This is a genomic window from Vibrio agarivorans (assembly GCF_030409635.1).
In the GTDB taxonomy this organism is placed as follows: Bacteria; Pseudomonadota; Gammaproteobacteria; order Enterobacterales; family Vibrionaceae; genus Vibrio; species Vibrio agarivorans.
Genome location: NZ_JAUFQF010000001.1, coordinates 154970 through 179539, shown reverse-complemented (window position 1 = coordinate 179539; position 24570 = coordinate 154970). Strand labels below are relative to the sequence as shown.

At 44.2% G+C, this 24570-nt stretch carries 18 protein-coding genes and 1 pseudogene; 10 read left to right on the top strand and 9 right to left on the bottom strand.

The annotated features are described in order from the left end of the window. Positions 1–343 precede the first annotated feature (343 nt). Together QWZ05_RS00750 and QWZ05_RS00745 are read left to right on the top strand one after the other, a co-directional pair. On the top strand, positions 344–664 hold the full coding sequence (locus QWZ05_RS00750; protein ID WP_264875780.1) for a DMT family transporter: 321 nt from the start codon (positions 344–346) through the stop codon (positions 662–664). Between the two features lie 71 nt (positions 665–735). Beyond that, complete coding sequence (locus QWZ05_RS00745; RefSeq protein WP_264875781.1) at positions 736–1275, top strand: phosphatase PAP2 family protein; 540 nt, start codon at positions 736–738, stop codon at positions 1273–1275. A 66-nt stretch (positions 1276–1341) separates the two neighbouring features. Here the strand turns inward: QWZ05_RS00745 and QWZ05_RS00740 are convergent, their stop codons facing one another. Then, the gene (locus QWZ05_RS00740) at positions 1342–1989 is read right to left on the bottom strand and encodes a hypothetical protein (RefSeq protein WP_264875782.1); all 648 of its coding nucleotides are present in this window, start codon (positions 1987–1989) and stop codon (positions 1342–1344) included. A 239-nt stretch (positions 1990–2228) separates the two neighbouring features. On the opposite strand from QWZ05_RS00740, the pseudogene QWZ05_RS00735 reads away from it, so the two are divergent. Next, positions 2229–3351: pseudogene (locus QWZ05_RS00735) on the top strand (IS3 family transposase). 223 nt (positions 3352–3574) lie between these two features. Here the strand turns inward: QWZ05_RS00735 and QWZ05_RS00730 are convergent. The 3 genes from QWZ05_RS00730 to QWZ05_RS00720 all read right to left on the bottom strand — a co-directional run bounded on the left by QWZ05_RS00730 (position 3575) and on the right by QWZ05_RS00720 (position 5176). Continuing rightward, positions 3575–3835 (bottom strand): MarR family transcriptional regulator, encoded by a 261-nt coding sequence (locus QWZ05_RS00730; protein WP_264875784.1) that lies wholly within the window; start codon positions 3833–3835, stop codon positions 3575–3577. A 251-nt stretch (positions 3836–4086) separates the two neighbouring features. Continuing rightward, complete coding sequence (locus QWZ05_RS00725; RefSeq protein WP_264875785.1) at positions 4087–4284, bottom strand: hypothetical protein; 198 nt, start codon at positions 4282–4284, stop codon at positions 4087–4089. A 496-nt stretch (positions 4285–4780) separates the two neighbouring features. After that, positions 4781–5176 carry a hypothetical protein gene (locus tag QWZ05_RS00720; protein WP_290295939.1) on the bottom strand — a complete coding sequence of 132 codons (396 nt, stop codon included), beginning with the start codon at positions 5174–5176 and terminating at the stop codon, positions 4781–4783. 436 nt (positions 5177–5612) lie between these two features. Here QWZ05_RS00720 and QWZ05_RS00715 point away from each other — a divergent pair, with 436 nt between their 5' ends. Further along, entirely contained in the window at positions 5613–6092 is a 480-nt protein-coding gene (locus tag QWZ05_RS00715) for a copper resistance protein NlpE (RefSeq protein WP_290295937.1), read from the top strand. Positions 6093–6214: 122 nt separating this feature from the next. Here the strand turns inward: QWZ05_RS00715 and QWZ05_RS00710 are convergent, their stop codons facing one another. The 4 genes from QWZ05_RS00710 to QWZ05_RS00695 all read right to left on the bottom strand — a co-directional run bounded on the left by QWZ05_RS00710 (position 6215) and on the right by QWZ05_RS00695 (position 10242). Beyond that, on the bottom strand, positions 6215–7963 hold the full coding sequence (locus QWZ05_RS00710; protein WP_290295935.1) for a sodium:solute symporter family protein: 1749 nt from the start codon (positions 7961–7963) through the stop codon (positions 6215–6217). A gap of 328 nt (positions 7964–8291) precedes the next feature. After that, entirely contained in the window at positions 8292–8915 is a 624-nt protein-coding gene (locus tag QWZ05_RS00705; protein ID WP_264875789.1) for a bifunctional 4-hydroxy-2-oxoglutarate aldolase/2-dehydro-3-deoxy-phosphogluconate aldolase, read from the bottom strand. A gap of 31 nt (positions 8916–8946) precedes the next feature. Then, positions 8947–9873 (bottom strand): 2-dehydro-3-deoxygluconokinase, encoded by a 927-nt coding sequence (kdgK, locus tag QWZ05_RS00700; protein ID WP_264875790.1) that lies wholly within the window; start codon positions 9871–9873, stop codon positions 8947–8949. A gap of 33 nt (positions 9874–9906) precedes the next feature. Then, a complete protein-coding gene (locus tag QWZ05_RS00695; RefSeq protein WP_264875791.1) occupies positions 9907–10242 on the bottom strand; it encodes a cupin domain-containing protein in 336 nt (111 codons plus the stop codon). 313 nt (positions 10243–10555) lie between these two features. On the opposite strand from QWZ05_RS00695, the gene QWZ05_RS00690 reads away from it, so the two are divergent. The 5 genes from QWZ05_RS00690 (at position 10556) to QWZ05_RS00670 (ending at position 21779) form a co-directional block, all read left to right on the top strand. Further along, positions 10556–12712: a heparinase II/III domain-containing protein gene (locus QWZ05_RS00690; protein WP_290295931.1), complete on the top strand. Its 2157-nt coding sequence runs from the start codon at positions 10556–10558 to the stop codon at positions 12710–12712. Next, positions 12713–14866: a heparinase II/III domain-containing protein gene (locus QWZ05_RS00685; RefSeq protein ID WP_264875793.1), complete on the top strand. Its 2154-nt coding sequence runs from the start codon at positions 12713–12715 to the stop codon at positions 14864–14866. It abuts the gene before it with no gap. Positions 14867–15139: 273 nt separating this feature from the next. Further along, positions 15140–16804, top strand: coding sequence for a methyl-accepting chemotaxis protein (locus tag QWZ05_RS00680; protein WP_264875794.1), 1665 nt, complete (start codon positions 15140–15142; stop codon positions 16802–16804). A gap of 138 nt (positions 16805–16942) precedes the next feature. Continuing rightward, positions 16943–20221 (top strand): mechanosensitive ion channel domain-containing protein, encoded by a 3279-nt coding sequence (locus QWZ05_RS00675; RefSeq protein ID WP_290295928.1) that lies wholly within the window; start codon positions 16943–16945, stop codon positions 20219–20221. 157 nt (positions 20222–20378) lie between these two features. Next, entirely contained in the window at positions 20379–21779 is a 1401-nt protein-coding gene (locus tag QWZ05_RS00670) for an MATE family efflux transporter (protein WP_290295927.1), read from the top strand. A gap of 143 nt (positions 21780–21922) precedes the next feature. Here QWZ05_RS00670 and QWZ05_RS00665 read toward each other — a convergent pair whose 3' ends face one another. Further along, complete coding sequence (locus QWZ05_RS00665) at positions 21923–22171, bottom strand: hypothetical protein (protein WP_264875797.1); 249 nt, start codon at positions 22169–22171, stop codon at positions 21923–21925. A 382-nt stretch (positions 22172–22553) separates the two neighbouring features. On the opposite strand from QWZ05_RS00665, the gene QWZ05_RS00660 reads away from it, so the two are divergent. Beyond that, entirely contained in the window at positions 22554–24563 is a 2010-nt protein-coding gene (locus QWZ05_RS00660; protein ID WP_264875798.1) for a methyl-accepting chemotaxis protein, read from the top strand. Positions 24564–24570 lie beyond the last annotated feature (7 nt).

Sequence of the window (24570 nt, the reverse complement as noted above, 5' to 3'; positions counted from 1 at the left end):
CATTTCAACGTTTTTTATTCACAGCACCTATCGTGTTAAAGGTTTCGATGTCACTATGAATCTCAATGAGGCCAATTTATTCATTCAAATCTTTCTAAGCAATTTGAAGACTATTGGAGATAATTAGAAAAGTATTTAATTGTTTTTTAGTAAAGCGCTTTACGCAGCCTCGGTTGACTACATCCCACCATAATATGTAATTCATAAGACTCAATAAATTGAAGAATTTAAACATTCACTATCCAGTAGAAGCTCATTTCTAACGCTTTCCAAAAACGACGTATTACTCTAGAAAAACAAAATCAGACATGATGGAACTCCAAACACAAAGAGAGGTAACAACATGTTCTATTTAGCTATTGCCATTATTTCTGAAGTTATCGCTACCACACTTCTCCCTTTCACAAACGGTTTCACCAAGTTTGCTCCTTCGGTAGGGTGTGCTCTGGGTTATGCTGCGGCTTTTTACTTCTTATCTCTGGCAACGGCTTCTGGCATGTCAAGCTCTACCGCCTACGCGATTTGGTGTGGTGTTGGAATTGTGCTTATCGCTTTGGTTCAAGCAATGTTTGGAAAAGTCCCAAATGGGCAAGTGATTGTCGGGCTTCTACTGATCGTATCGGGTGTCACAATGATCAACCTCGGTGGGAATATCAGTCACTAAGCACAACACCATTCACTGTGCCTTGTTTTATTGCGAAGGGAACTCGCTCAATCATCACCTAAGAGAGTTCCATGAAAAAAAAAGCAACCTTAATTATTGCCGCAACCATCAGCACATCGGTAATTGCAAAATCCAAAACAGAAACCGCCGGAGATATTGGACAATTTGCCCTTCCACTTTCTGCACTAGCTATTGCATGGTCTAAAGATGACAATCAAGGAATGTGGGAACTAACAAAAGGATTTGCGATTACACAAGGGATAACGCATACCACAAAATTTTTAGTTGATGCTGAGCGCCCAAACGGCAGTAATTTTGACAGCTTCCCTTCAGGCCACACCGCTGCAGCATTTAGTGGTGCTGCTTTTTTGCATCATCGATATGGACTTAGCTATGGATTACCCGCCTACATTGCTTCAAACTATGTTGGCTATTCGCGCATGTATGGCGAAAAGCACTGGTCCAGTGATGTTTTGGTCGGTGCGTTGCTAGCCTATACAGTGAGTTACGCTGTTACTACAAGATTTGCGCCCAACAACTTCTCTGTGACTCCAACAAATTTTGGGCGAAGTGATACCCAAGGGATATCATTAAATCTGTCTTTCAAATAGGCAAAAAAAGGGAGTTCAGCTCAATGCTGACCTCCCTTTTTTTCACAATGTCTATCAAACTTTTGGCTAATCGTTTTTTTCAGTCCACTCAGACCATTTAACCCAACTTTCGATCAATCGAGGGTCACCATAAGTTCTGGCAAATCTAGGAAAACTTTGTGGACACGACACACCGAGTGTCAGTTGCGCCCATTCATTCAGTTTATAATGACTGCTATAACCTTCAATCATCATCGCGTCGTAGGCTAAGTGGCACTTTTTCCAAAAGGCATGATTCGTCTGACCTTTTTTTGCCTCCCAAGGGAAAGAAGGTAACGAATCTAACTTAGAGTACATCGCCTCACCGATCATATGCAGTAAGCGGCTGACTCTATCAACACCAATATCTTCTATAGTAATGTGTTTAACTGCATCAATATCTGCACCACACTTGGCGGCAACAGTATTAATAATGAAATCCATATCTAATTCACAACAGGCCTCATACCCAAACCAATCCAGCTTTGACAGGATCTCGTCTCGATAATCATCCTTGGTAAACTCTTTATTTCTAATCGCACGCCTATATTCTATCGACTTTTGATTCTTATCCGTAACATGAGACTGCAAGTTGGGGTAACCTTCAAGAGCAGCAGGATTTTGCGATAAGATCTCTAACAGCTTTTCCTGATCTGTCAGTATATTTCCTAGTTCGGCACGAGTTTTACTGTCCATATTTAGCCTTTATCTTTATGTTGAATTATTCAGAATATGACAAATATAGGTGTTTATTCTAGAGGTAGAACGCAAGATTAGAACTAATAGTATCCTTCTTCAAGTTCTTGTCACATTTCGACTAACTTACCACTAGTGACAAGTCCAAATATTAAGACTCAGAAGTGGCCCCCAATTTTCGGACATGACTTTAAGTGATTGATCTGTTTGTATAGTACCTAAAAATACTGGAACAGATTATGACTAGAAAACGTAGAAACCACTCACCCGAATTTAAAGCTAAGGTGGCGCTTGATGCTGCTAGAGGTGATAAAACTGTCGCTGAGTTAGCTCAGAAATACAACCTTCACGCTAACCAAATCTCTACATGGAAAAAAGAGCTGCTCGAAAATGCAGCCATGATTTTTGCCTCTGAAAGCCAGTCAGGCAAGGACAGCTCTGAAGAAGTGGACAAACTGCACGCTAAGATTGGTCAATTGACGATGGAAAATGATTTTTTGGCCAAAGTGCTCGGTCGTTAGACCGAGCCCAGCGAAAGAGCTCGCTGGTTAATCCACCCAATTGCCAATAAAGCGCCAGTGTGAGCTTCTCAGTATTGCTCGCTCTACTGCTTACTATCAACCCATAGGACTCTCTGCTGAAGAGATTGAACTGCGCCGCATGATTGATGAAATTCACCTTCAGTATCCGTTCATGGGGAGCAGACGCATTCGAAATGAGTTGGCTAAAAAAGGCCATAACGTTAATCGTAAACGTGTCGTTCGGCTCATACGAGACATGGGTATCGGGGCTATTTACCCCAAGCCTCGAACGACCCTGGCGAACAAAGCACACAAGGTTTATCCCTACCTTTTGCGTGATATCGAAGTCACTTACCCGAACCAAGCTTGGGCGATTGACATCACGTATATCCCTATGGCTAAGGGGTTCCTGTATTTAGTCGCCATTATCGACTGGTATAGCCGAAAGGTGCTCTCTTGGCGGCTATCCAACACGATGGACACGAGCTTTTGTATCGAAGCCCTTGAAGAGGCGCTTAAACATTATGAACCGCCAGATATCTTCAACTCAGATCAAGGCAGTCAGTTTACCAGCACCGAATTCACACAGAAGCTAATCGACCACGGAGTCAGGATAAGCATGGATGGGAAAGGACGCTGGGTCGACAATGTTTTCATCGAGCGATTATGGAGAAGCCTGAAATATGAGGAGGTTTACTTAAAAGCTTACACCACACCCCGAGAAGCAGAGCTTGAAATCGGCCACTACATGGTGTTTTATAATGAGGAGCGTAACCATCAGGGACTCAATGACCTCACCCCTGATGAAGCCTACTTTGGTAGGCAGAGATACGCTGCATGAGCTGGCTCAACCACTTAAGAAGTTAGCTTATGTGTCCAACCATTGGGGTCCACTTCTGCATTAAAGCTAATATTCTTTTCATATATATCACTCAAATAAATAATAGTTTCCTTACTTTTCATCCATTAGCATCCATAATCATGGATAAATAATTATTAGGTAGAATCAAAGTGTTAAACTTAACAAATCGCTGAGTTAGTAAGTCTGAATTAATGTCGTACAATCACATTCGCAACGAATCTAACTTGTCAAAATCCACATATACACTTCGAGCCCTGGGTTTTCCATTCACATATCCAAGTTCTTTCAGTCGTGATACAGCCTTACTCACCGTAGGTTGGGTAAATCCAAGTTCGTACATCACTTCTTTTTGGGAGAATTTGACAGTCCAAGTATTTCCCACTGCATTGCTGGCAAGCCAGCCTAATACCGCCTTCTCTGAACGGCGTAGGTCATCTAATTGACCCCAAATATCAAATATCATTTTGTTATCTCTATCTATCGATTAAATATAAATAGTAGGTAGGGTCGTAAACGACTTCAGGATGGTGAAGTCTATAAATGACTCGCCAATTCATACTATTTCAATAGTTTTCCATAACTTTATAAAGACTTATCCAAAGTCTACAATTTCACGCTTAGTGGTAAGTAAAATATATTGCTACCAACATTAATATGCTCAATAACATCAAACGAAACATCAGCATTACCTCGTTAACCGTGCAGCAAATCCGGCTAATCACTTCCTTCATCGCTGATGGTTTGATTCAAGATCAATACTTGTCGTTGGTCTAATTCAAATACACGTACATCTTGTTCATAGTGGATATCGCATGGAATTGAGTATGTGAGCACTTCCTTAACTTCTGACAAGAACAGATACATCAAGATAAGCAATGACCCTGCCATAAACATTAATCCAATTAATCGCATGGTCTTCTAGCACCATATAAATCATGCCAAACCACCCAACAATAGGCTGTGCATACAAACCCAAGCCAAAGTATAAATAATTTAATATAGAAAAGATGCACTATATGTTTGCTATAAAAACTTGAAACCACAATGCCAACCATTTGATTAATAGCAGACAATAACACCAACAAACATAGAATGATAAGAATGTACTTTAATAATAACCGAATTACATCAATCCGAACCAAGTTATAAATGGATTCATATAAATTCATCTTCAATGCCCTATTACACAGGTAGATTAACACTATCCATAGTGACATCAATTTTGATAAGCTCATCATGAGCCGAACGGTTTAATGTCGCAATCTAACCGGCGACATCATTAATAATAACTAAGAACCACTATTAAATAGTGCCCCTCTTGATGCGAGACAATATAGCCTGTTATGGCAAACTTACAACCTACCTATACGCTAAAAATAATCGTACAAACATATAAAATAGTTCATCGTTATTTTTCTATCTTATTCACTTTGAAGGCGTACCCATAAGCACCACAGTAGTAATATAACTCTGCTTCTGTTAATTGGATGTCGTGTCCCAGTGATTTTGCATAGTCAACACCGACCTGTCGGGCTTTGTCTTCAGTCATTCCACTGGTAAGTACTGCAATCGGCGACCAAGTCGTATCCATAATGAGTGTGCGATCCGCTGAGTGTTCAGACGCATGTATGTGATACTGTTCACCCTCTTGATCCGTGAACTCATCATAATCACTCATGACATAATTGTAGGCAGCAGTCGCAGATCTCGCTGCACTTGAGATGGGGAATATAACGTTAGCGCTAGCAACGGAAGTGAACAGTGTGATCACGCTTAGTAGCGCAATAGAGATGCTTTTTTTCATAGCTCATTACCTTCTTTTGTTTGATCAACCCAGACCAAATCACCTCCTTGATGATTCTATAACCGTGCAATGCATCCTTATGCGCTGCTAGTCTTTGATGGGTTTATTTTGGCAAGAGCACTTTTTCAAGTGAATTAAATGGCTTTTAGAAATGATTGGAAATAAAAATAGGTGAACTAGCAAAAAAGTTCAAAAGGCTAGATCATAAGCTTATCGATCGAGAATGAACGAAAAAAACGTTTCCGGCAACACGGTTCAGCTTTAGCACTTAGCTTTACAGTGTCCCCATCGAGTTAAGAACCTAATGAAGTTAGTAAAGCGTATAGACTCTCACCCCTTACCTCTGACTCAAAGCTAACCTCGGCATCATCCCTACCTAGCAAATACCTCCTATAATCAGAAGCATATACACTAATGATGATAAAAAGGAACGCTCATGAAGCCGATACTTCTCCCTTTGATTTCCCTTCCACTGTTACTCGTTGGCTGCCAAGACGCTGACGTAGCAACATCAAATAACCAAGTTGATGAACCGATAGTTAAGGCGGTCGTGGAAAGTGAGCTCGAAACACCCATTTTAATAGACAGTGCTCATAGCGCGAGAAATGCGCTCGATTGGCATGGTTTGTACTCAGGTACTCTGCCGTGTGCCGATTGTAGTGGTATCGATGTTACGTTAACGCTCAATATCGATAATACCTACCACCTCACGGAAACATACCGCGGTGAAGAAGATCACTCATTTGAGAGTGATGGTCCTTTCTCATGGAACGAAGCGGGTTCAGTGGTTACGCTAGATAATAAAAGTACACCCAATCAATTCTTTGTTGCTGAAGGACGCTTGATCAAACTCGATATGAATGGCGAGCAGATCACGGGCGATCTTTCTGAGCGTTATAACCTAGCAAAACAATAGCTAAGAATTCGGGGGACTCATTTCCCGCAATCCAAACAAAAATAGCCCAAACGCCAAAGCCCCAAACGTAAAAAAGCCGCTGATAATTCAGCGGCTTTTCAATATTAGCGTTATTTAGTCGATTAAGACTTCGCTAGCTCTTTCTGTGGTGCACGAGATGCGTTCACTAGTAGGATACCTACTGTTAGAACCATCGTACCACATAGGATAAATAGCATACGACCTGTTGGTTCGTTTGGAATCAGAGCCATTGCTAGGATACCAAGACCTGCTACTGAGATTAGCTTACCAAGCATACCACGTTGTTTGGTATCTAGGTTTTGCTGCTCTTCAGAGTCTGCAACGACAGGCGTGTTCCAGTTCTCGAATAGTTTCTCAACTTCAGCTTCACGCTCTGGTGTGCGACCTTTGTAAACTAGAGTCGTTGCTAGGAAGAAGCCACCTGTGAAGACAACGTGCGCCATTAGGCTAAGCGTTACTTTAAGGTCTGACCACTCACGACCAGTTAGTGCTTGATCCATGTTGAACCAGTTTTCGATGTGCTCTGCTTGTAGAGAGATACCGAAGTAGTAAGAAACGAAACCACCAACAACTAGCGTACCCCAACCAGCCCAGTCTGGAGTCTTACGAACCCACATACCAAGTAGTACAGGGATTAGCATTGGGAAGCCGATTAGCGCACCAACGTTCAGTACAATGTCGAATAGGCTTAGGTGACGTAGTGAGTTGATGAACAGACCGATACCGATGATGATGAAGCCCATTAGTACCGTTGTTGCCTTACTCACAATCACAAGTTCTTTCTGTGTTGCGTTTGGACGAACAATCGGGCTGTAGAAGTTCATTACGAAGATACCAGCGTTACGGTTAAGACCTGAGTCCATTGAAGACATGGTCGCCGCAAACATTGCTGACATTAGTAGACCAACCATACCTGCTGGCATTACGTTTTGTACGAATGCTAGGTAAGCTGCGTCACTACCTACACTACCGTATTGGTCAGCGAAGTCAGGCATAAATGCTGCTACATACCAAGCTGGAAGGAACCAGATTAGTGGACCAACAATCATTAGTACACAAGCTAGGCCTGCAGCTTTACGAGCGTTGTCACTGTCTTTCGCACATAGGTAACGGTATGCGTTGATACTGTTGTTCATTACACCAAACTGTTTGATGAAGATGAACACAACCCAAAGAACAAAGATGCTCATGTAGTTTAGGTTATTACCAACGAAGAAGTCGCCTTCAAAGTTAGAAACGATGTTGGTTAGACCACCACCGTGGAAATATGCCGCTACCGCACAGGTAATGGTTACTGCCATGATAACGAGCATCTGCATAAAGTCAGAGGCAACAACCGCCCAAGAACCACCGGTTACAGCCATTAGCATTAGTACCAGACCAGTAACAACGATAGTTACTTCCATGTCGATACCGAATACTGCTGCAACGAAGATTGCTAGACCGTTCAACCAAATACCAGCTGAAATCAGGCTATCAGGCATACCTGCCCAAGTGAAGAACTGCTCTGACGTCTTACCGAAGCGCTGACGAATCGCTTCAATCGCCGTAACAACGCGAAGTTGACGGAATTTTGGAGCAAAGTAGATGTAGTTCATGAAGTAGCCAAATGCGTTGGCTAAGAATAGGATTACAACGACGAAACCGTCGCTGAACGCGCGTCCTGCGGCACCTGTAAACGTCCATGCTGAAAACTGGGTCATGAAGGCGGTTGCACCAACCATCCACCATAACATCTTACCGCCCCCACGAAAGTAGTCACTGGTCGATGTTGTGAACTTACGGAACATCCAGCCAATTGCTACTAAAAAGAAGAAGTAGGCAAGAACAACGAGAGTATCAATAGTCATTTTTTCAGCCTTTAAAAGGTTTATCATTTACTGCGAGTAAGGTTACTCTTTTATTAACCTTATTTGTACTACAATAAGCTTTTTATGTGATCTAGAGCAACTGTTTATGATTAAATTTCTTTTGCTTACAAACGCAACTACAACAAGGCTCATAGCCTTATATATTAGTTACTTAGCGCGTTTTTCGACTCAAAATCATTTGATATATTGTATTATTATTTAAGCCGAATTTATTTCTTAATCATATTAGATGCTTAGCATAAGTTCACTAAGCTTAGTCCAAAAAAAACGAGCCATTGAGGCTCGCTTTCTTAAAAAAGACTGAAGATTAGTTTACGTGCTTAACTGCATCGCGAACTAGAGCACCTAGCTCATCCCACTTACCTTCATCCATTAGGTTCGTTGGAACCATCCAAGTACCGCCACACGCAAGTACAGAAGGGATTGATAGGTAGTCATCAACGTTCTTAAGGCTAACACCGCCAGTAGGCATGAAGTTTACTGGGTAAACAGCTGTTAGTGCTTTAAGCATTGGAACGCCACCAGATGGCTCAGCAGGGAAGAATTTAAGAGTACGTAGACCCATTTCCATTGCTTGCTCTACTAGGCTTGGGCTGTTAACGCCAGGTACGATCGCAACGCCTTTGTCTAGACAGTATTGAACAGTACGTGGGTTGAAGCCTGGGCTTACGATGAAGTCAACGCCAGCGTCAACAGAAGCATCTACTTGCTCGTTAGTAAGAACTGTACCAGAACCGATTAGCATCTCTGGGAATTCTTTACGCATTACACGAATTGCTTCGATAGCACACTCAGTACGTAGAGTGATTTCAGCACAAGGCATGCCGTTTTCTACTAGAGCGCGACCTAATGGAATTGCGTGCTCAACTTTGTTGATTGCAATTACAGGGATAACCTTAAGGTTAGCTAGCTGTTCATTTAGTGTAGTCATTGAAACTTTCTCTTTATTTAGGAGTATTAGCTTACAGCTCAGGCATCACATCACTAGGGATGATCGCGCCTTTGTGTTGAATTACCGTACCAGCAACACAGTGACCTGTGAATGCTGCGTCGCGTGCAGAGCCGCCAGTGAAGCGTTTTGCTACAAAACCAGCACTGAAAGAGTCGCCCGCTGCAGTTGTATCCACAACGTTGTCGATCTTGTTCGCCGCTACGTAGTTTTGCTCATCGCCTTCAACAACTAGACACGCATCGCCACCACGCTTGATGATGATTTCGCTAACACCTAGAGAAGAAGTACGCTCGATGCACTGCTCAACATACATGTCACCGAACAGAAGTTGGTCGTCATCGAAAGTCAGAAGAGCGATATCACAGTGCTTAAGTACTTTTAGGTACCAAGACTGAGCTTCTTGAGCGCTAGCCCAAAGCTTAGGACGGTAGTTGTTATCAAAGATAACTTTGCCACCTTTCGCTTTAAATGCTTCAAGGAAAGTCAGAAGCTTTTCACGACCTGTTTCTGTAAGGATAGCTAAGGTAATGCCACTCATGTAAACAGCGTCGTAAGTGTATAGCTTGTCGATTAACTGGTCAGATTCTGGCTGGTCGAAAACGAATTTCGCTGCAGAATCACTACGCCAGTAGTGGAAGCTACGCTCACCAGTGTCATCAGTTTCGATGTAGTAGATACCCGGTGTTTTTTCAGCTACGTTAAGAACAGTTTCTGTATCGATACCTTCTTGTTTCCACGCTTCAAGCATTTCCATGCTGAAAGGATCACAACCTAGTGCAGATACGTAGCTTACGTTAACGTCATGAGCTTTAGTCAGACGATTTAGGTAAAGCGCAGTATTTAGTGTATCACCACCAAATGATTGCTTAAGCTCACCTTCTTTCTTCTGCAGCTCAACCATGCACTCACCAATGACTGCAATATTGAATGTTTTCATTTAATTACCTTAGTAACTGAATTGGTCGGGAGATTAGCTCAAGAAGTCTTCGCGAGCTGGGTTGAAGATGTCTAGAAGAATGCTGTCTTGTTCTAGAGCAACTGCACCGTGCATTGCGAGTTTACGAGCGAAGTAAGCATCGCCTTCTTTCAGTACTTTTTTCTCACCGTCGATTTCAGCTTCAAAGCTACCACGAACAACGTAACCGATTTGGTCGTGAATTTCGTGAGTGTGAGGGTGGCCGATAGCGCCTTTATCAAAGTTCAGGTGAACTGCCATTAGGTCGTCAGTATAAGCAACGATTTTACGCTTGATACCATCGCCTAGGTCTTCCCATGGGTGCTCTGAATTTACAAAAAATGGATTCATTTCTAATCTCCGAATAAAGTTCGATGTCTTTCTGTTGGGGTAATGATAGCCCAACAGACTCAATTGTCATACAATATATCCATGATTATGTGACCTAAATCAACTAAGTCTCAAGAAATCTCTCCTACTTCTGCCCCGATAACTTATTGTAATAACAAGACAACAAAGCACATAACCCATAACAATCAGCAACTTATATTGAGCCACGTGATATTGATCATTGTTTTGATTCGTCTCGCTATCATAAACCATCTTATTGTATTACTTTATTGTAGCTTATAGAATCTACGTACATATTCAGGGTAATAGCTCAATGACGACACAGCCAGTCCTTCTTTCTCAGGAAGAAATTGAAGCACTTCGTAAAGAAGTCGGTAAATCAACTTTAATGGGTCAAACCATTGAAGCACATCGCAAAGAAGTGGATGCTTTTATGGCACTACCTTTAGATGTGCCTGGCCATGGCGAAGCGGGTGGTTACGAACATAATCGCCACAAGCAAAACTACACCTATATGAATATTGCGGGTCGTCTATTTCTTGTTACTCAAGAAGAGAAGTACGCAAACTTTGTCAAAGATTTACTGAATTGGTATGCAGACAAATACCTTACCCTAGATTTTCAGGTTCAAAAGAATACTAACCCTACTGGGCGTCTATTCCATCAAATTCTCAATGAGCATGGCTGGTTATTGTTCACCAGCATTGCTTATTCTTGCGTTGCCTCAACCATGACTCAAGAAGAGCGTGACCGTATTGTCGAACGTGTGTTTATCCCAATGATTGAGATGAGCATTGAAAAATACGCTCACCGTTTTGACCATATTCATAACCACGGTGTTTGGGCCGTTGCCGCTGTTGGTACTTGTGCTGTGGCCATCAACCGCCCTGAATATCTTGAGATGGCGGTTTACGGTAAAGACCGCGAAGCAACCAGTGGTTTCCTAGATCAGGTTTCAAACCTATTTGCTCCATCAGGTTACTACCTTGAAGGCCCTTACTACTCTCGCTTCACAATCCGTCCGTTAGTTCTCTTTGCTGAGATCATCCATCGCCACATGCCACAAGTCGATATCTACAACTACAAAAATGGCGTAGTGGGTAATACGGTTCAAGCCTTACTTGCTACGGCTTACCCAAATGGTGTTTTCCCGGCGCTAAACGACGCATCACAAAGCATGGGCATCAACGACGCTGGCGTACAGGTAGCTGTTGGCATCTACGGAGCGCACTACGAGCTCGACGACAATATTCTTGGCATGGCTAAAATCCAAGGTGGTGTTTGGATGCACCCATGTGGCCTTAAGCTTTCTCAAGCTTATGAAAAAGCACAAGCTGAACGCGAAATCGGCCTTCCTTACTGGCCTAGTATGGAACTGACTGAGGGTCCAAATGGCGACCAAGGCGCACAGGGCTTTGTTCGTATGCAGGATAACAGTGGTGACGTTACCCAACTTGTTATGAACTATGGCATGCACGGCATGGGGCATGGTCACTTCGACACATTGGGCATTACCTTCTTTAACCGCGGTCAAGAAGTTCTGCGCGAATACGGCTTCTGCCGTTGGGTCAATGTCGAGCCTAAGTTTGGTGGCCGTTATTTGCCTGAAAACCCAGGCTATGCGCGTCAAACTATCGCTCACAACGCGATCACGATTGATGAAACTTGCCAAAACTACTTTGACGTAGACCGTGCTGATTCCGTTAGCGGTACACCACATTTCTTCCAAGTGAACGATGAAAAGCTTAAGGGCATGAGCGCGTTTGCCAACGAGCACTACGATGGCTTTGGCCTTCAGCGCAGCGCATTCCTTCTCACTCTTGATGAGCTTGAAGCGCCGCTACTTATCGATCTATACCGTATTAAGGGTGAGGGGGAGCATCAATATGACTACTCTCACCAATATCAAGGTCAAATCATCCGCACAAACTTTGAGTACGAGACATTCAAAACCCTTGAAACACTGGGTTCAGATGCTGGCTATCAGCACCTATGGAAAGTCGGTGCAGCTGAAGCCAACGACACGGCGCTGGTGAGTTGGCTACAAAACAACACCTATTACACTTGGCTTGGCACAAGCTCGAATGATAATGGTGAAGTGATCTTCACACGCACTGGTGCCAATGATCCAAGCTTTAACCTTCGCAGTGAGCCTGCCTTTATCTTGCGTAGCAAGGGCGAGACTTCATTATTTGCCTCTGTGGTGGAGACACATGGCTATTTCAATGAAGAGTTCGAACAGTCAGTCAATGCACGCGGTAAGGTTAAAAACATTAAAGTACTGGGTCATACAGATACTGCATCCGCAGTTGAGATTGAAACCGCGCAATCTCTTGTGACTCTGCTACTGTCTAACGATGCGAATGCATCTGTGACAACAAATAACCAAATAATCATTAATGATAAAACCTACAACTGGACAGGTTTCTATTCAGTTGAAATCCAAGCTATCCCTCAGGAGACAGTTTAAATGAGCTATCAACCACTATTACTTAACTTCGACGAAGCAGCAGAACTTCGTGGCGCACTAGGCACGGATAGCCTATTGGGTAAAGCACTTGCGCGTGACATCAAGCAAGCCGACGCTTACATGTCAGAAGTGGGTATCGAGGTTCCGGGTCACGGTGAAGGTGGCGGTTACGAGCACAACCGTCACAAGCAAAACTACATTCACATGGATATTGCGGGTCGCCTGTTCCTTATTACAGAAGATCAGAAGTACCGCGACTACATCGTAGACATGCTAACAGCATACGCTAAGGTGTACCCAACTCTTGAGAGCAACGTAAGTAAAGATACTAACCCTCCAGGTAAGATCTTCCACCAAACGCTCAACGAAAACATGTGGATGCTTTACGCTTCTTGTGCATACTCTTGTGTATTCCACACGCTTTCTGACGATCAAAAAACACTGATTGAAACAGACCTGTTCAAGCAGATGATCGACCTTTTCGTTGTGACTTACGGTCACGACTTCGATATCGTACACAACCACGGCCTTTGGGCGGTTGCTGCTGTAGGTATTTGTGGTTACGCGATCAACGACCAAGAATCGGTAGACAAAGCACTTTACGGTCTAAAACTAGACAAAGTGAGCGGTGGTTTCCTAGCTCAGCTAGACCAACTGTTCTCGCCTGATGGCTACTACATGGAAGGTCCTTACTACCACCGTTTCTCTCTACGCCCAATCTACCTATTTGCAGAAGCGATTGAGCGTCGTCAACCAGAAATCGGCATTTACGAGTTCAACGACTCTGTGATTAAGACAACCTCTTACGCAGTATTTAAAACGGCTTTCCCTGACGGCTCTCTACCTGCATGTAACGACTCATCAAAGACAATCTCTATCAATGATGAAGGTGTTGTTATGGCAACATCGGTATGTTTCCACCGTTACGAGCAAGCTGAAACGCTACTTGCAATGGCTAACCACCAGCAAAACGTTTGGGTTCACAGCTCAGGCCTGACTCTATCAAACGCTGTAGAAGCCGCTGATGAAATCAAGCCATTTAACTGGGGCAGCCTATACATCACCGATGGTCCAGAAGGCGAAAAAGGTGGTCTAGGTATCCTACGTCACCGTGACGCGCAAGATGACGACACAATGGCGCTTATCTGGTTCGGTCAGCACGGCTCTGATCACCAGTACCACTCAGCACTGGATCACGGTCACTACGACGGTCTTCACCTAAGCGTATTCAACCGCGGCCTTGAAGTACTACATGACTACGGCTATGGCCGTTGGGTAAACGTTGAGCCTAAGTTCGGCGGTCGTTACATCCCAGAGAACAAATCTTACTGTAAGCAAACTGTTGCTCACAACACAGTGACGGTTAATCAGAAGACACAAAACAACTTCAACACAGCGCTAGCTGAGTCTAAGTTTGGTCAAAAGCACTTCTTCAACACTGACAACGCTAAACTACAAGGCATGAGCGGTCGTATCTCAGGTTACTACGAAGGCACAGAGATGCAGCGCAGCATCCTTCTTGCTGACCTTCCTGAGTTTGAAAAACCACTAGTGATTGATGTTTACCGCATTGAGTCTGAGCAAGAGAACCAGTACGACCTACCTGTACACTACACAGGTCAGATCATCCGTACTGACTTTGAATACCAAACAGAAAGCACGCTTAAGCCTGTAGGTGAGTCTGATGGCTACCAACACCTATGGAACCTAGGCTCTGGTAAAGTAGAAGGCAGCTCACTGGTAAGCTGGCTAGTAAACAATAGCTACTACTCACTAGTAACAAGCGCTACTGCGGCAGACAGCGAAGTTATCTTTGCTCGTCTAGGCGCTAACGACCATGACTTCAACCTACGTAGCGAACCTGCGATGATCCACCGTCAAACGGCAAAAGATCACGTATTCGCTTCTGTACTAGAGACTCACGGTTACTTCAACGAAGAGTTCGAGCAATCAGTAAACGCTCGTGGCCTAGTTGAGTCAGTAACTGTTGTCGGTCACAACGAGATTGGTACTGTTGTTAGTATCGCTACAACAACAGGTAACACTTACCAATACGCGATTTGCAACCTAAGCGAAGACCAGCAAGCAGGCTCTCACACTGTTGAGTTCGGCGGCGAGTCATTCACATGGGAAGGCGCATTCGCACAGCTGTAATTAAGTAGCACTACTTAGTCATAGCCACTTATTTCGGGAACTAATAAAAAGCCAGGCACAGGATGTGTCTGGCTTTTTGTGATCCGACCAGTTCGCACGGTATAAATAACAACCAACTAGAATTCAATTACTTACTAAAGCGTATTAGCACAATAATAATATTTTTCCACAACAATTAATAAATTTGTTACTAACTCGGTGTTACATTTTGAAACATGTATGTACAATCCACCAAACGATTCAAAACACAACATATTATAAAAAGGTTACACCATGGACGTATCTATTCGTAAGCGCTTGTATATTTTAGCAATAATCCCCTTAATCTTGGTTTCTATCGGCATGCTATCTGTGACGTATTTGAAAACTAAAGATCTCACCCACCAACTATTTATGGACACGCGAGAAAGCATGTTGAGCTCGAAAGAGGCCGAGCTTAAAAACTATCTGCAGATGGCTGAATCGGCTGTCCAACCGCTCATTGATGCTGGAGCGGATCTAGAACAAGCCATGCCTATTCTTCGTAATATGGAGTTTGGTAAAGACGGCTACATTTTCGGTTATGACTCTAAAGGTCATCGCGTCGTTGTAGGTAAAAGCACAGCCGATATCGGTAAGAGCTTTTATAATGCGGTCGATGCAAGAGGTAACCGATTTATTCAAGACTTGATCCAAAATGCGAAAACGGGTGACTTCACCACTTACTACTTTCCAAAACCAGGTCAAACAGAGGCTCTGCCTAAGCTTGGCTACTCTATTTATATTCCTGAGTGGGATTTAGTGCTCGGTTCGGGTTTCTATACGGATGAGATTGATTCTGTTATTGCTCAAATGGAACAGGAATCTAACGCTGCGGTAGTTTCAAAGATCATTGCTGTTGCCACTATTAGTTTCGGTGTCATTCTCGTTGTTGCACTGCTCGCTACCTTTATCACCCGCAGTATCATGAAACCATTGGAGCTATTTGATAAGTCATTAAGCTCCTTTGCCAAAGGCGATGCTGACCTAACGGCAAGAATGGAAGACTTTACTGCACCAGAATTCAAGCAACTAAGCAAAAACTTCAACGCTTTTGTGATGAGTCTGCAAGAGATCATCGCCAATGTCTCTTCCACCAGCCAGGCGGTGGTAGAAGAGACGAACGCAATGTCGTCGCGTGCTGAAGATGTCGATACGCTAGCTGCTGAGCAAAACCGCGAAACGGAACAAGTTGCGACTGCTATGACCGAAATGACCTCGAGCTCGCATGAGATATCACAAAATGCACTAAGCGCCGCGCAATCAGCACAAGAAGCCGATAGTAATGCGAAATCAGCACAAGAAACCGTTAACCGTGCAGCTAGCTCTGTACAATCACTAGCCAACGAGGTGTTAGAGGCAAGCACGGTTATCTCCCGCCTTGAGGACAATGTACAAAGCATTTCAACGGCACTAGTCGTGATTCAAGACATCGCAGAGCAGACTAATCTACTTGCGCTCAATGCCGCTATTGAAGCCGCGCGTGCCGGTGAGCAAGGTCGTGGTTTTGCTGTGGTAGCCGACGAAGTTCGCCAATTGGCAAGTCGTACTCAACAAAGTACGGGCGACATCCACACCATGATCGAACGATTGAAGCAAGCCTCTGATGAAGCCGTACAGTCAATGAATACCAGTCGTGAACGTGGTGATGATACCGTCCAAGAGGCGAATGCCGCTGCGAGCGCGATTGAAGAGATCCAACGTGCCATAGCTAACATTCATGACATGAACTCCTTGATTGCAACGGCAACGGAAGAACAAGCCGCAGTCGGTCGTGACATCGCTGAGCGCATCGTAACCATTTCGGATCAAAGTGCCCGCTCAGCCTCACTTGCCGAGCTTAACCGTTCAGGCAGTGGAGAATTAAACACGCGCGCTTCTCAACTCGAAACACTGATTTCACGTTTCAAGATCGCGTAATTTATTCACTTAACCTGTTCAAGAGCCGCTTTCATAGCGGCTCTTTTTTTGTCCTATTTCAGCGGCATCGTGTTGTTGGGTATACACTTAGAACTGTTCATTTTGCTCCTACCTATTGCATCTTGAAGGGGAATCGCTGTGCAAAAGACTCTGCTATCAATGACTCGCTTATTCACTGTCCTGTCTGCTGTCTTCATAATGGTGGTGAGTCAACCGCTCATCGCTGCCCTACTTCCAGAGAAGCAAGCGTTAGAAACTGAATTTACAAGACTCAATTCCGAGAACCCAAAGAACGAACTCTTGATTAGCCAATACCAAACTCTCATCAATCAAATTGACGGGTTTAAAAAGCTAAAGTCGCAGCGAGATGAATATAGAAAAACCATTAGCACTTTTCCTGAGCAAAAAGATCGCCTGCAGGCCAAGATTAGTGAAGTTCCGACACTCGATATATTTCGCGTTGGGGTAAATGATAACTCAGCCGATCTCTCTCAAAGTATCAATTCATTACAGGCAGCCATGAGTGAGTGGCGCTCCTCTTTACAGAGCAATACTGACCAATCAAAAAAACTCGCTTTAGATCGTACAACGCTCCCCCAGTCGCTCGCGCAGCTAGAGCAAAAGGTAGAACAAGCCTCCATCAACGCACCTAAACAGTCGATCACGATTGATGACTGGTTAGGTTTAGCCGATCTCACCCAGTTACAACTGCAAAAAGACGTCATGACTGCAGAGCTTGAGAGCTTAGATGAAAGAACGGAACTGTTTCGCCTCGAACAACAGCTCACAGAGAATAAAATCCAAATGGGGAGCCCACTACTTGTTCAGTGGCAAGAGCGCCTAACCAGTGTTGAGCAGGCGTCTGTTAAAGAGCTCATCAACCGCGCTCGTTCACTAAGCGATAGTCGTGGAGAAGTCGATGAGCAACTTGGTAAGCAGCTCGATACCCTCGTCAGCGACGCCGATGAGTTAGACGCTGTCCTATCTTCTATCGAGTCGTCTCGAATCGAGGCACAACGACTCGATACTGAACGTAGAAGCCTCGCCGACGAGCAACGGTTAATTAAAGATAATTTAAGCTGGCTTAGCGGTAGTACCTCGTTTGGTGCTTCAATTAGAGCTCAACTGCAACGCCTTCCCGCTTCTGTTCCTAAAGATACAATTCCAGATCAAATCGCGAATGCGCATATCAGAAAGTATGAGATTGGTCAGTTACTCGATGATGAAGCGATGAGCAGTGCGATTAAGCAAACCCGCATGGCGGCGCCGATTAATCAACCGGTCAATGCCCTTGCCCATCAACTGCATGTTGAGTTATTGAACAACTACGAAAAGCTCATTGTTTCCCTCAGCAAGCAACAACTGGCAAAGAATCAATACTCACTCGAAGTTGAAAATGCGCGTAAGTTCTTGAACGAGCAACAACTATGGACAAAAAGTAACGTGCCACTTTGGGAGCACCTCACCACATTCACACCACAGGTATGGACAGGCAATGCAACTCCAATAGCGACGTTGAAAGGGGCAATCACCAGCGTGCAGATGGGTACATTTCTATCGTTATTCTTTGTGTATACCGGTTTATTGCTCGTTATTCGTTATTACTTTAATCAACAGTCCGCACAAAAACGAGAACAATATGCCAAAGTCTTTGGTCATCCCCTTAAAGACCGATTCAGTCATTCTTTTAAGTTGGTTATTTATGCGCTGGTGCGCTCATGCGCTTTGCCTGCTTGGTTTGCCATTACAACACTAGCCATCAGTAAGCTTTGGCCAAGTGAAACGACTTATGAAGTGCAAACGTTAATCTGGTCTGCAGGGGTAGGGCTTTTTGCCAATGAGATGTTGCATGCGTTGAGCTTTAGGCAAGGTTTATTATCTACTCACCTTGGCTGGCCCGAACACATCCGAGCGTATCTACACAAAGAGAGCTATCGAATCCGTTGGCCATTCCTTGCCTTATGTTTACTCATCTTTATCACCGAGTTACTTTCTGGTAATCATGAAGCGGAGCTATCAAGGGTTCTATTCTTGCAACTTATAATTGGTATGGTGCTGGTTTATACATCGCTTCTTCGAACAGAAAGACTCCCATCAACTCTCCCCTCCCCTTTTAATCAAGGTTTTCCATTGATGCTGATTCGAAGTGTCATTATTGGGTCATTTATCGCTATCGCCATCATGGCGATCCTCGGCTACTACATTGCGTCTTGGTTGATACTTATCTATCAACAACTATCGATCTTTGTGGTTTTGGGCTTTTTACTTACCTACCAAATGTGCGAACGCTGGCTAAAACTCGAGCATCGCCAGCTGAATTATCAGCGCCTACTCGCTAGGCGAGAAGAGTTGATTGCACAGCAAGCTGAGCAGACAGAAGAACCCCCTGAGGTTTCAGAATTGCGTGAATCGTTTCCTGAGGTCGAGGATCAAAGCTTAGGCAGTGAGGTGATCAGTGAACAATCGATGACATTGCTGCGTGGTCTCTCCCTAATTGGGTTGTTGGTTGCGATCCTTACGCTTTGGTCGAGCGCTCTTGAGGTGACTAGCCTGCTTGATAAAGTCGTATTATGGCAAGTTAACGAAACCACACAGTCGGGTGTAAAGCTCGTCGACATTACCTTGCAGTCAGTGGTTTATGCCCTTATCACCGCGATTGTTACTTGGGTTGGGGTACGCAACTTACCGGGTATCCTTGAACTATTAATATTACGCCGTTTAACACTCGCACCCGGTACAGGTTATGCCATCACAACACTTATGCGCTACCTCATTGTTATGGGTGGTTTATTCTCTGCCTTCGCTTTGCTTGGCTTTCAGTGGTCAAAACTACAATGGCTAGTCGCTGCATTTGGTGTCGGTTTAGGGTTTGGTTTACAAGAGATCTTCGCCAACTTTATCTCTGGCTTGATTTTGCTCTTTGAGCGCCCTATCCGTATTGGAGATATCGTCACGATCAATGATCTCTCAGGGACAGTAAGCAAAATTCAAACCCGCGCCACCACAATCATTGATTGGGACAACAAAGAGATCGTCGTGCCGAATAAAACCTTTATTACTGAAAAGCTCATCAACTGGTCTTTAACCGACCCTATAACAAGAATTGTTATTCCGATTGGTGTTGCCTACGGGTCTGATGTCGAAAAAGTGGAAGCGCTTCTTCATCAAATTGCGGACGAACACCCATTAGTATTGGATGACCCTTCACCCTCGGTGGTATTCCTCTCTTTTGGAGCGAGCAGTTTAGACTTTGAGTTAAGAGTGCACATTACCGCGATTGATCATCGTCTTTCTACCATCCATCTGCTCAACAAAAGCATCGACCGCCTATTTAGAGAAAATCAAATCGAAATCGCTTTCCCTCAGATGGATGTCCATGTTCGTGACTGGCCGCCACGCCCAGCAGAAGACAGTTAATGAGGGTATGGCACTCAATTCCAAGTGAACTTGTATGATAAGTTGAAAATAGGGCTAAAGGTGGTTATATTACCGCCGCCCTATAGGGCACACCCTACAATACACACACGCCATCCTGCATCCATTCGTGTATTGATATTGGTGTTATAGCTACCCCATGCATAACCAGAAATCCTCCATTTCTCGCTTTTTCAAAGAATCGGGTGCTTTATTGCATCTGTCAATCCCAATTATTTTGACCCAACTCGCGACCCAAGCAATGGGTTTTGTTGATACCACTATGGCCGGACAAGTGAGCGCTGCAGACCTTGCCGCCATTGCTCTTGGTGCCAGCCTTTGGGTTCCAGTTTCATTGCTACTGCGTGGCATCATCATGGCATTAACGCCCGTTGTAGCCTTTCACCGAGGCGCACAGCACACCGACAATATCCGTATAGAGTTTATTCAAATGCTCTGGGTTGCGGCGTTTGTCAGTGGCCTTCTCATTATTTACCTGCTCCTTGGTGAAACTATCCTCAACACCATCGGTGTCGCGGCAGAAATCATCCCAATTGCCAGCGACTATGTGGTCGCCCTTGCCTTTGGTGTGCCGGGTATTGCCTTGTTCTATACCTTGAATGGTTTCTGTGAAGGAATGAATAACACGCGTGCACCTATGATTGTATCGGTGTTAGGACTTCTGATTAATATTCCGGTCAACTATGTGTTGATCTACGGAAAGTTTGGTTTCCCTGCGATGGGTGCGGTTGGCTGTGGTTGGGCCACCAGCCTTGTATATTGGCTAATGTCAGCTTTGTTATGGAGCTACATTAAGTATCACCACTACTACAAAAAGATCCTTCACTTTGCGGATATTAAACCTCGTCTAAAAGAGATTAAACACCTCCTGTCTCTCGGTGTTCCTATTGGCATGAATATCGCGGTGTGTGGCAGTATCTTTGCTGTGATTGCACTACTGATTGGTCGTATTGGTGCAGAGAACGTTGCCGCAGCCCAAATTGCCCTGAATATCTCGAGTATGACTTACATGATCCCTATGAGCCTCTCGTTTGGTATCACGATTCGCGTTGGTCACTCACTCGGTGCGAAGCAAGAACAAAGTGCTATCGAACGCAGTATTTTTGGCATTATCACCGCAGCGTTACTGTCACTGATCTCCGTAGCTTTCTTCTTACTGTTCCCAGACTGGATCATTCGTCTTTATACCACTGACCCTGCTGTGAGTGCCACGGCAGCGACCTTATTAGTCTTTACTGCTGTATATCAGTTCAGTGATGCACTACAGACCTCTGCTAATGGAGCTCTACGTGGTTATAAAGACACCAAGGTGCCTATGATGCTCGCGATTGCTGCTTATTGGGGGCTTGCTCTGCCACTGGGTATCATTCTTGGGATGACAGACCATATCGTACCCGCGATGGGAGAAAAAGGCTTCTGGGTAGGTATTGTCACTGGCCTAAGTGTTGCCGCGATTGTGATGCTTGTTCGTCTAACGCTCGTCATCCGCCATAGACAATCAAAATGTCAAAGTGGTGTAAAGCAAGCTGAAATGGCTTAGTGGTTATTTATCTTTGTCGCTAGTGATGTTTGTCACGACAAAAAATGCTTTAGCTGTTCTCCACTGTAACGACTTATCTTTATAATTTCACTATATTTGAGGTCTGCTGTTCGTAGGCCTCACTGTTCAATTCTAAGCCTTATCTAAGCACTAAGCTCTCGATTGAGTCTGCCAATCAACGCTTCTCTTCTCAGCTCAAGAATTTCATCGATGATTTTTTGCTTAGCTTGAATGCCAAAATGGGTGGCATAGTTTTTTACCTTCGCCACTTCGTCTGCCTTCAACTGATACACATCGCGCTTTAAACACTTTTCTGCTTCACTTTTGATATAGCCCTGTCGTTGTAATAACTGAATGATCATTTTGTCGGCGGGATTTACTGCTCGTGCCATGCCTTTGTTCCAAGCTCTTGTCGGTCGTTTTACGTTATTGGTTGGCGCATACACTAACCAACATAGATGACAGTTATATGGCTTTGAAAGGGGAATAAAACAAACTGTTAAACGCACAGAAAGTGCAAATGTTACATTTCAAGCTGTGTAAAAATCGAGATAAGACAAAGCAAACGATTGCTTACTGAGACTCCCTCAGGTTGGCGTTTCAAGCACGCAAACCTTACGCTACATTTTGTTATAAAAAACACCTCAAGTAGTCAAAAGTTTTGTCGATATAGAAACACGGGCTTGTAGATAATAATAAATTGACCAACTGCAGCGCCGAAAATGAAGGTCAGTAAACCTATGCTGGCAAACACAGATGTAAAACGGATTGGCTATGAATATCTTCAATACGATCGCAAAGAAACTGATCATTTCTATTGCCGCTACTTTAATTATGATCTCGTTGATTGCTTCGGTAATTATTATCAATCAACGAACCCAAGAGGTGGATTATCAAGTCACCCAAGATGTGAAGCTTGTCGTAGATGATGCCTCACACCAGATTCGAGAATTTTTCCGTGAGCGTTCACGTGTTGTCACGTCATTGGCGGTTAACCGTACGATGAATGATTGGTTTGCCAACTACACTCAACGTGGCTCAAACATCGACCAAGATAAAACCTATCAGTCCATCGTTAGGATGTTTCAAGACATCTCTGCTCACGACCCTGCGATTAAATCCGTTTTTTATGCGCCAGCTAACACCCACGAATATTTCGACCTCAATGGCCGTTATAACGACCTAAGTTACTACACCAGTAAACGTCCTTGGTGGCCTGAAGCGCTAGGCATTGATCGCCTATTCATCACTCAACCACAGATAGATGCCAACGATAAGAGCATCGTCACCTCTGTAAAAACAACCGTTAAAGACGACAGCGGCAAACTGATTGGCGTGCTTGGTATCGATATTCTTGCCAACCGAATCAAAGCCGATCTGATTGACCGCATGTCATATCAAAATCAAGGCGTCGGTTTCCTCTTTTCATCCAACGGTGATTTAATCGCCTTTAATGAGAACAGTGGCCAAATCGACATGTCGACATTGCCAAAGATCGATAAGATTGATTCTATTTTTGCTAACACTCAGGGCTTCAAGCAAGTATGGGAACGCTCTAAGTCTTCGCAATTTGCCACGTTAGATGTGACCTATAAAGGCGAAAAACAACGCGTGTTCCTTCAGCCAATCACTGATAACACAATGGATCTCGATTGGCGTATTGGCTTTATGGTGCCATCAACGCTGATCTCTGAGCCAATCAAACAGAGCATTCTTAGCTCGCTTGGCAGCACAATCGCCATTCTACTGACTGTTTGTGTATTAATGACGTTTGTGATTAATCGACTGCTGACGCAACCAATGAAAAAAGTGGTTGCGGCGATGGATGATATCGCGACAGGCAATGGCGATCTCACTCAGCGCCTTGAAGAGACAAGCAAAGATGAATTGGGCCAACTAAGTCGCTCATTCAACGCTTTCTTAACCAACATTCAAGACACGGTTAGAATCAGCCGCAATGCGACAGTGCAGGTCAATCACGAGTCACAAGAGATTTCTCAACTGTCTAGTGAACTGTCTTCTCGAGTTGAACAGCAAAAGCTGTCGATTGAACAGATAGCAACTGCGTCGACAGAAATGTCGGAAACCATCAACGGCATCGCAGACAATGCAAAAATGGCGAGTCAATACGCAGAAGAAGCGACAAACTCAACAGCACAAGGTCATCACATTGTTGAACAAACGACTGAATTGATGCGCAACCTCTACTCTGATGTCAGCAATTCAGAAGAAGTCGTGTCTGTACTCAACAATGATGTTGCTTCAATTAGCAGTGTCCTAGAAGTTATCAAAGGCGTTGCTGAACAAACCAACTTGTTGGCACTTAACGCGGCTATCGAAGCTGCGCGTGCGGGTGAGCAGGGCCGTGGTTTCGCAGTCGTCGCTGATGAAGTTCGCACACTCGCTAGCCGCACACAAGCCTCAACAGTCGATATTGAAACCATCATTACCAAGCTGCAAGCCTCCGCTGTTGGTGCGGTAGAATCGATGCATGTTGGTCGCGAACGCGCTGAGAAAGGGGTGGAGATCATCACTGAGGTAAACACTAAGCTCAATGAAATCACCGAAGCGGTGCAGCGTATTGATAGCCAGTCGCAAGAGATTGCTTCAATGGTTCAAGAGCAAGCCATTGCCTCTGGAGAAATTACCCAACAAACGCACTCTGTTGATGAAATTGCGCAAGCCACGGTAGTGGGTACAGCAAACATCATTGAGAAGATTGAGTCACAACGTAATGTCGTGAATGATCTGAACAATACGATTAATCGCTTCAAGTTAGATTAAAGCAACA

What these genes read in the sequence shown, in the direction of transcription:
- QWZ05_RS00720 (WP_290295939.1), bottom strand. Translation starts at nt 5,176, where the DNA reads ATGAAAAAAAGCATCTCTATTGCGCTACTAAGCGTGATCACACTGTTC.
- QWZ05_RS00710 (WP_290295935.1), bottom strand. Translation starts at nt 7,963, where the DNA reads ATGACTATTGATACTCTCGTTGTTCTTGCCTACTTCTTCTTTTTAGTA.
- QWZ05_RS00665 (WP_264875797.1), bottom strand. Translation starts at nt 22,171, where the DNA reads ATGGCACGAGCAGTAAATCCCGCCGACAAAATGATCATTCAGTTATTA.
- QWZ05_RS00730 (WP_264875784.1), bottom strand. Translation starts at nt 3,835, where the DNA reads ATGATATTTGATATTTGGGGTCAATTAGATGACCTACGCCGTTCAGAG.
- QWZ05_RS00740 (WP_264875782.1), bottom strand. Translation starts at nt 1,989, where the DNA reads ATGGACAGTAAAACTCGTGCCGAACTAGGAAATATACTGACAGATCAG.
- QWZ05_RS00685 (WP_264875793.1), top strand. Translation starts at nt 12,713, where the DNA reads ATGAGCTATCAACCACTATTACTTAACTTCGACGAAGCAGCAGAACTT.
- QWZ05_RS00715 (WP_290295937.1), top strand. Translation starts at nt 5,613, where the DNA reads ATGAAGCCGATACTTCTCCCTTTGATTTCCCTTCCACTGTTACTCGTT.
- QWZ05_RS00680 (WP_264875794.1), top strand. Translation starts at nt 15,140, where the DNA reads ATGGACGTATCTATTCGTAAGCGCTTGTATATTTTAGCAATAATCCCC.
- QWZ05_RS00690 (WP_290295931.1), top strand. Translation starts at nt 10,556, where the DNA reads ATGACGACACAGCCAGTCCTTCTTTCTCAGGAAGAAATTGAAGCACTT.
- QWZ05_RS00745 (WP_264875781.1), top strand. Translation starts at nt 736, where the DNA reads ATGAAAAAAAAAGCAACCTTAATTATTGCCGCAACCATCAGCACATCG.
- kdgK (WP_264875790.1), bottom strand. Translation starts at nt 9,873, where the DNA reads ATGAAAACATTCAATATTGCAGTCATTGGTGAGTGCATGGTTGAGCTG.
- QWZ05_RS00705 (WP_264875789.1), bottom strand. Translation starts at nt 8,915, where the DNA reads ATGACTACACTAAATGAACAGCTAGCTAACCTTAAGGTTATCCCTGTA.
- QWZ05_RS00725 (WP_264875785.1), bottom strand. Translation starts at nt 4,284, where the DNA reads ATGCGATTAATTGGATTAATGTTTATGGCAGGGTCATTGCTTATCTTG.
- QWZ05_RS00695 (WP_264875791.1), bottom strand. Translation starts at nt 10,242, where the DNA reads ATGAATCCATTTTTTGTAAATTCAGAGCACCCATGGGAAGACCTAGGC.
- QWZ05_RS00670 (WP_290295927.1), top strand. Translation starts at nt 20,379, where the DNA reads ATGCATAACCAGAAATCCTCCATTTCTCGCTTTTTCAAAGAATCGGGT.
- QWZ05_RS00750 (WP_264875780.1), top strand. Translation starts at nt 344, where the DNA reads ATGTTCTATTTAGCTATTGCCATTATTTCTGAAGTTATCGCTACCACA.
- QWZ05_RS00660 (WP_264875798.1), top strand. Translation starts at nt 22,554, where the DNA reads ATGAATATCTTCAATACGATCGCAAAGAAACTGATCATTTCTATTGCC.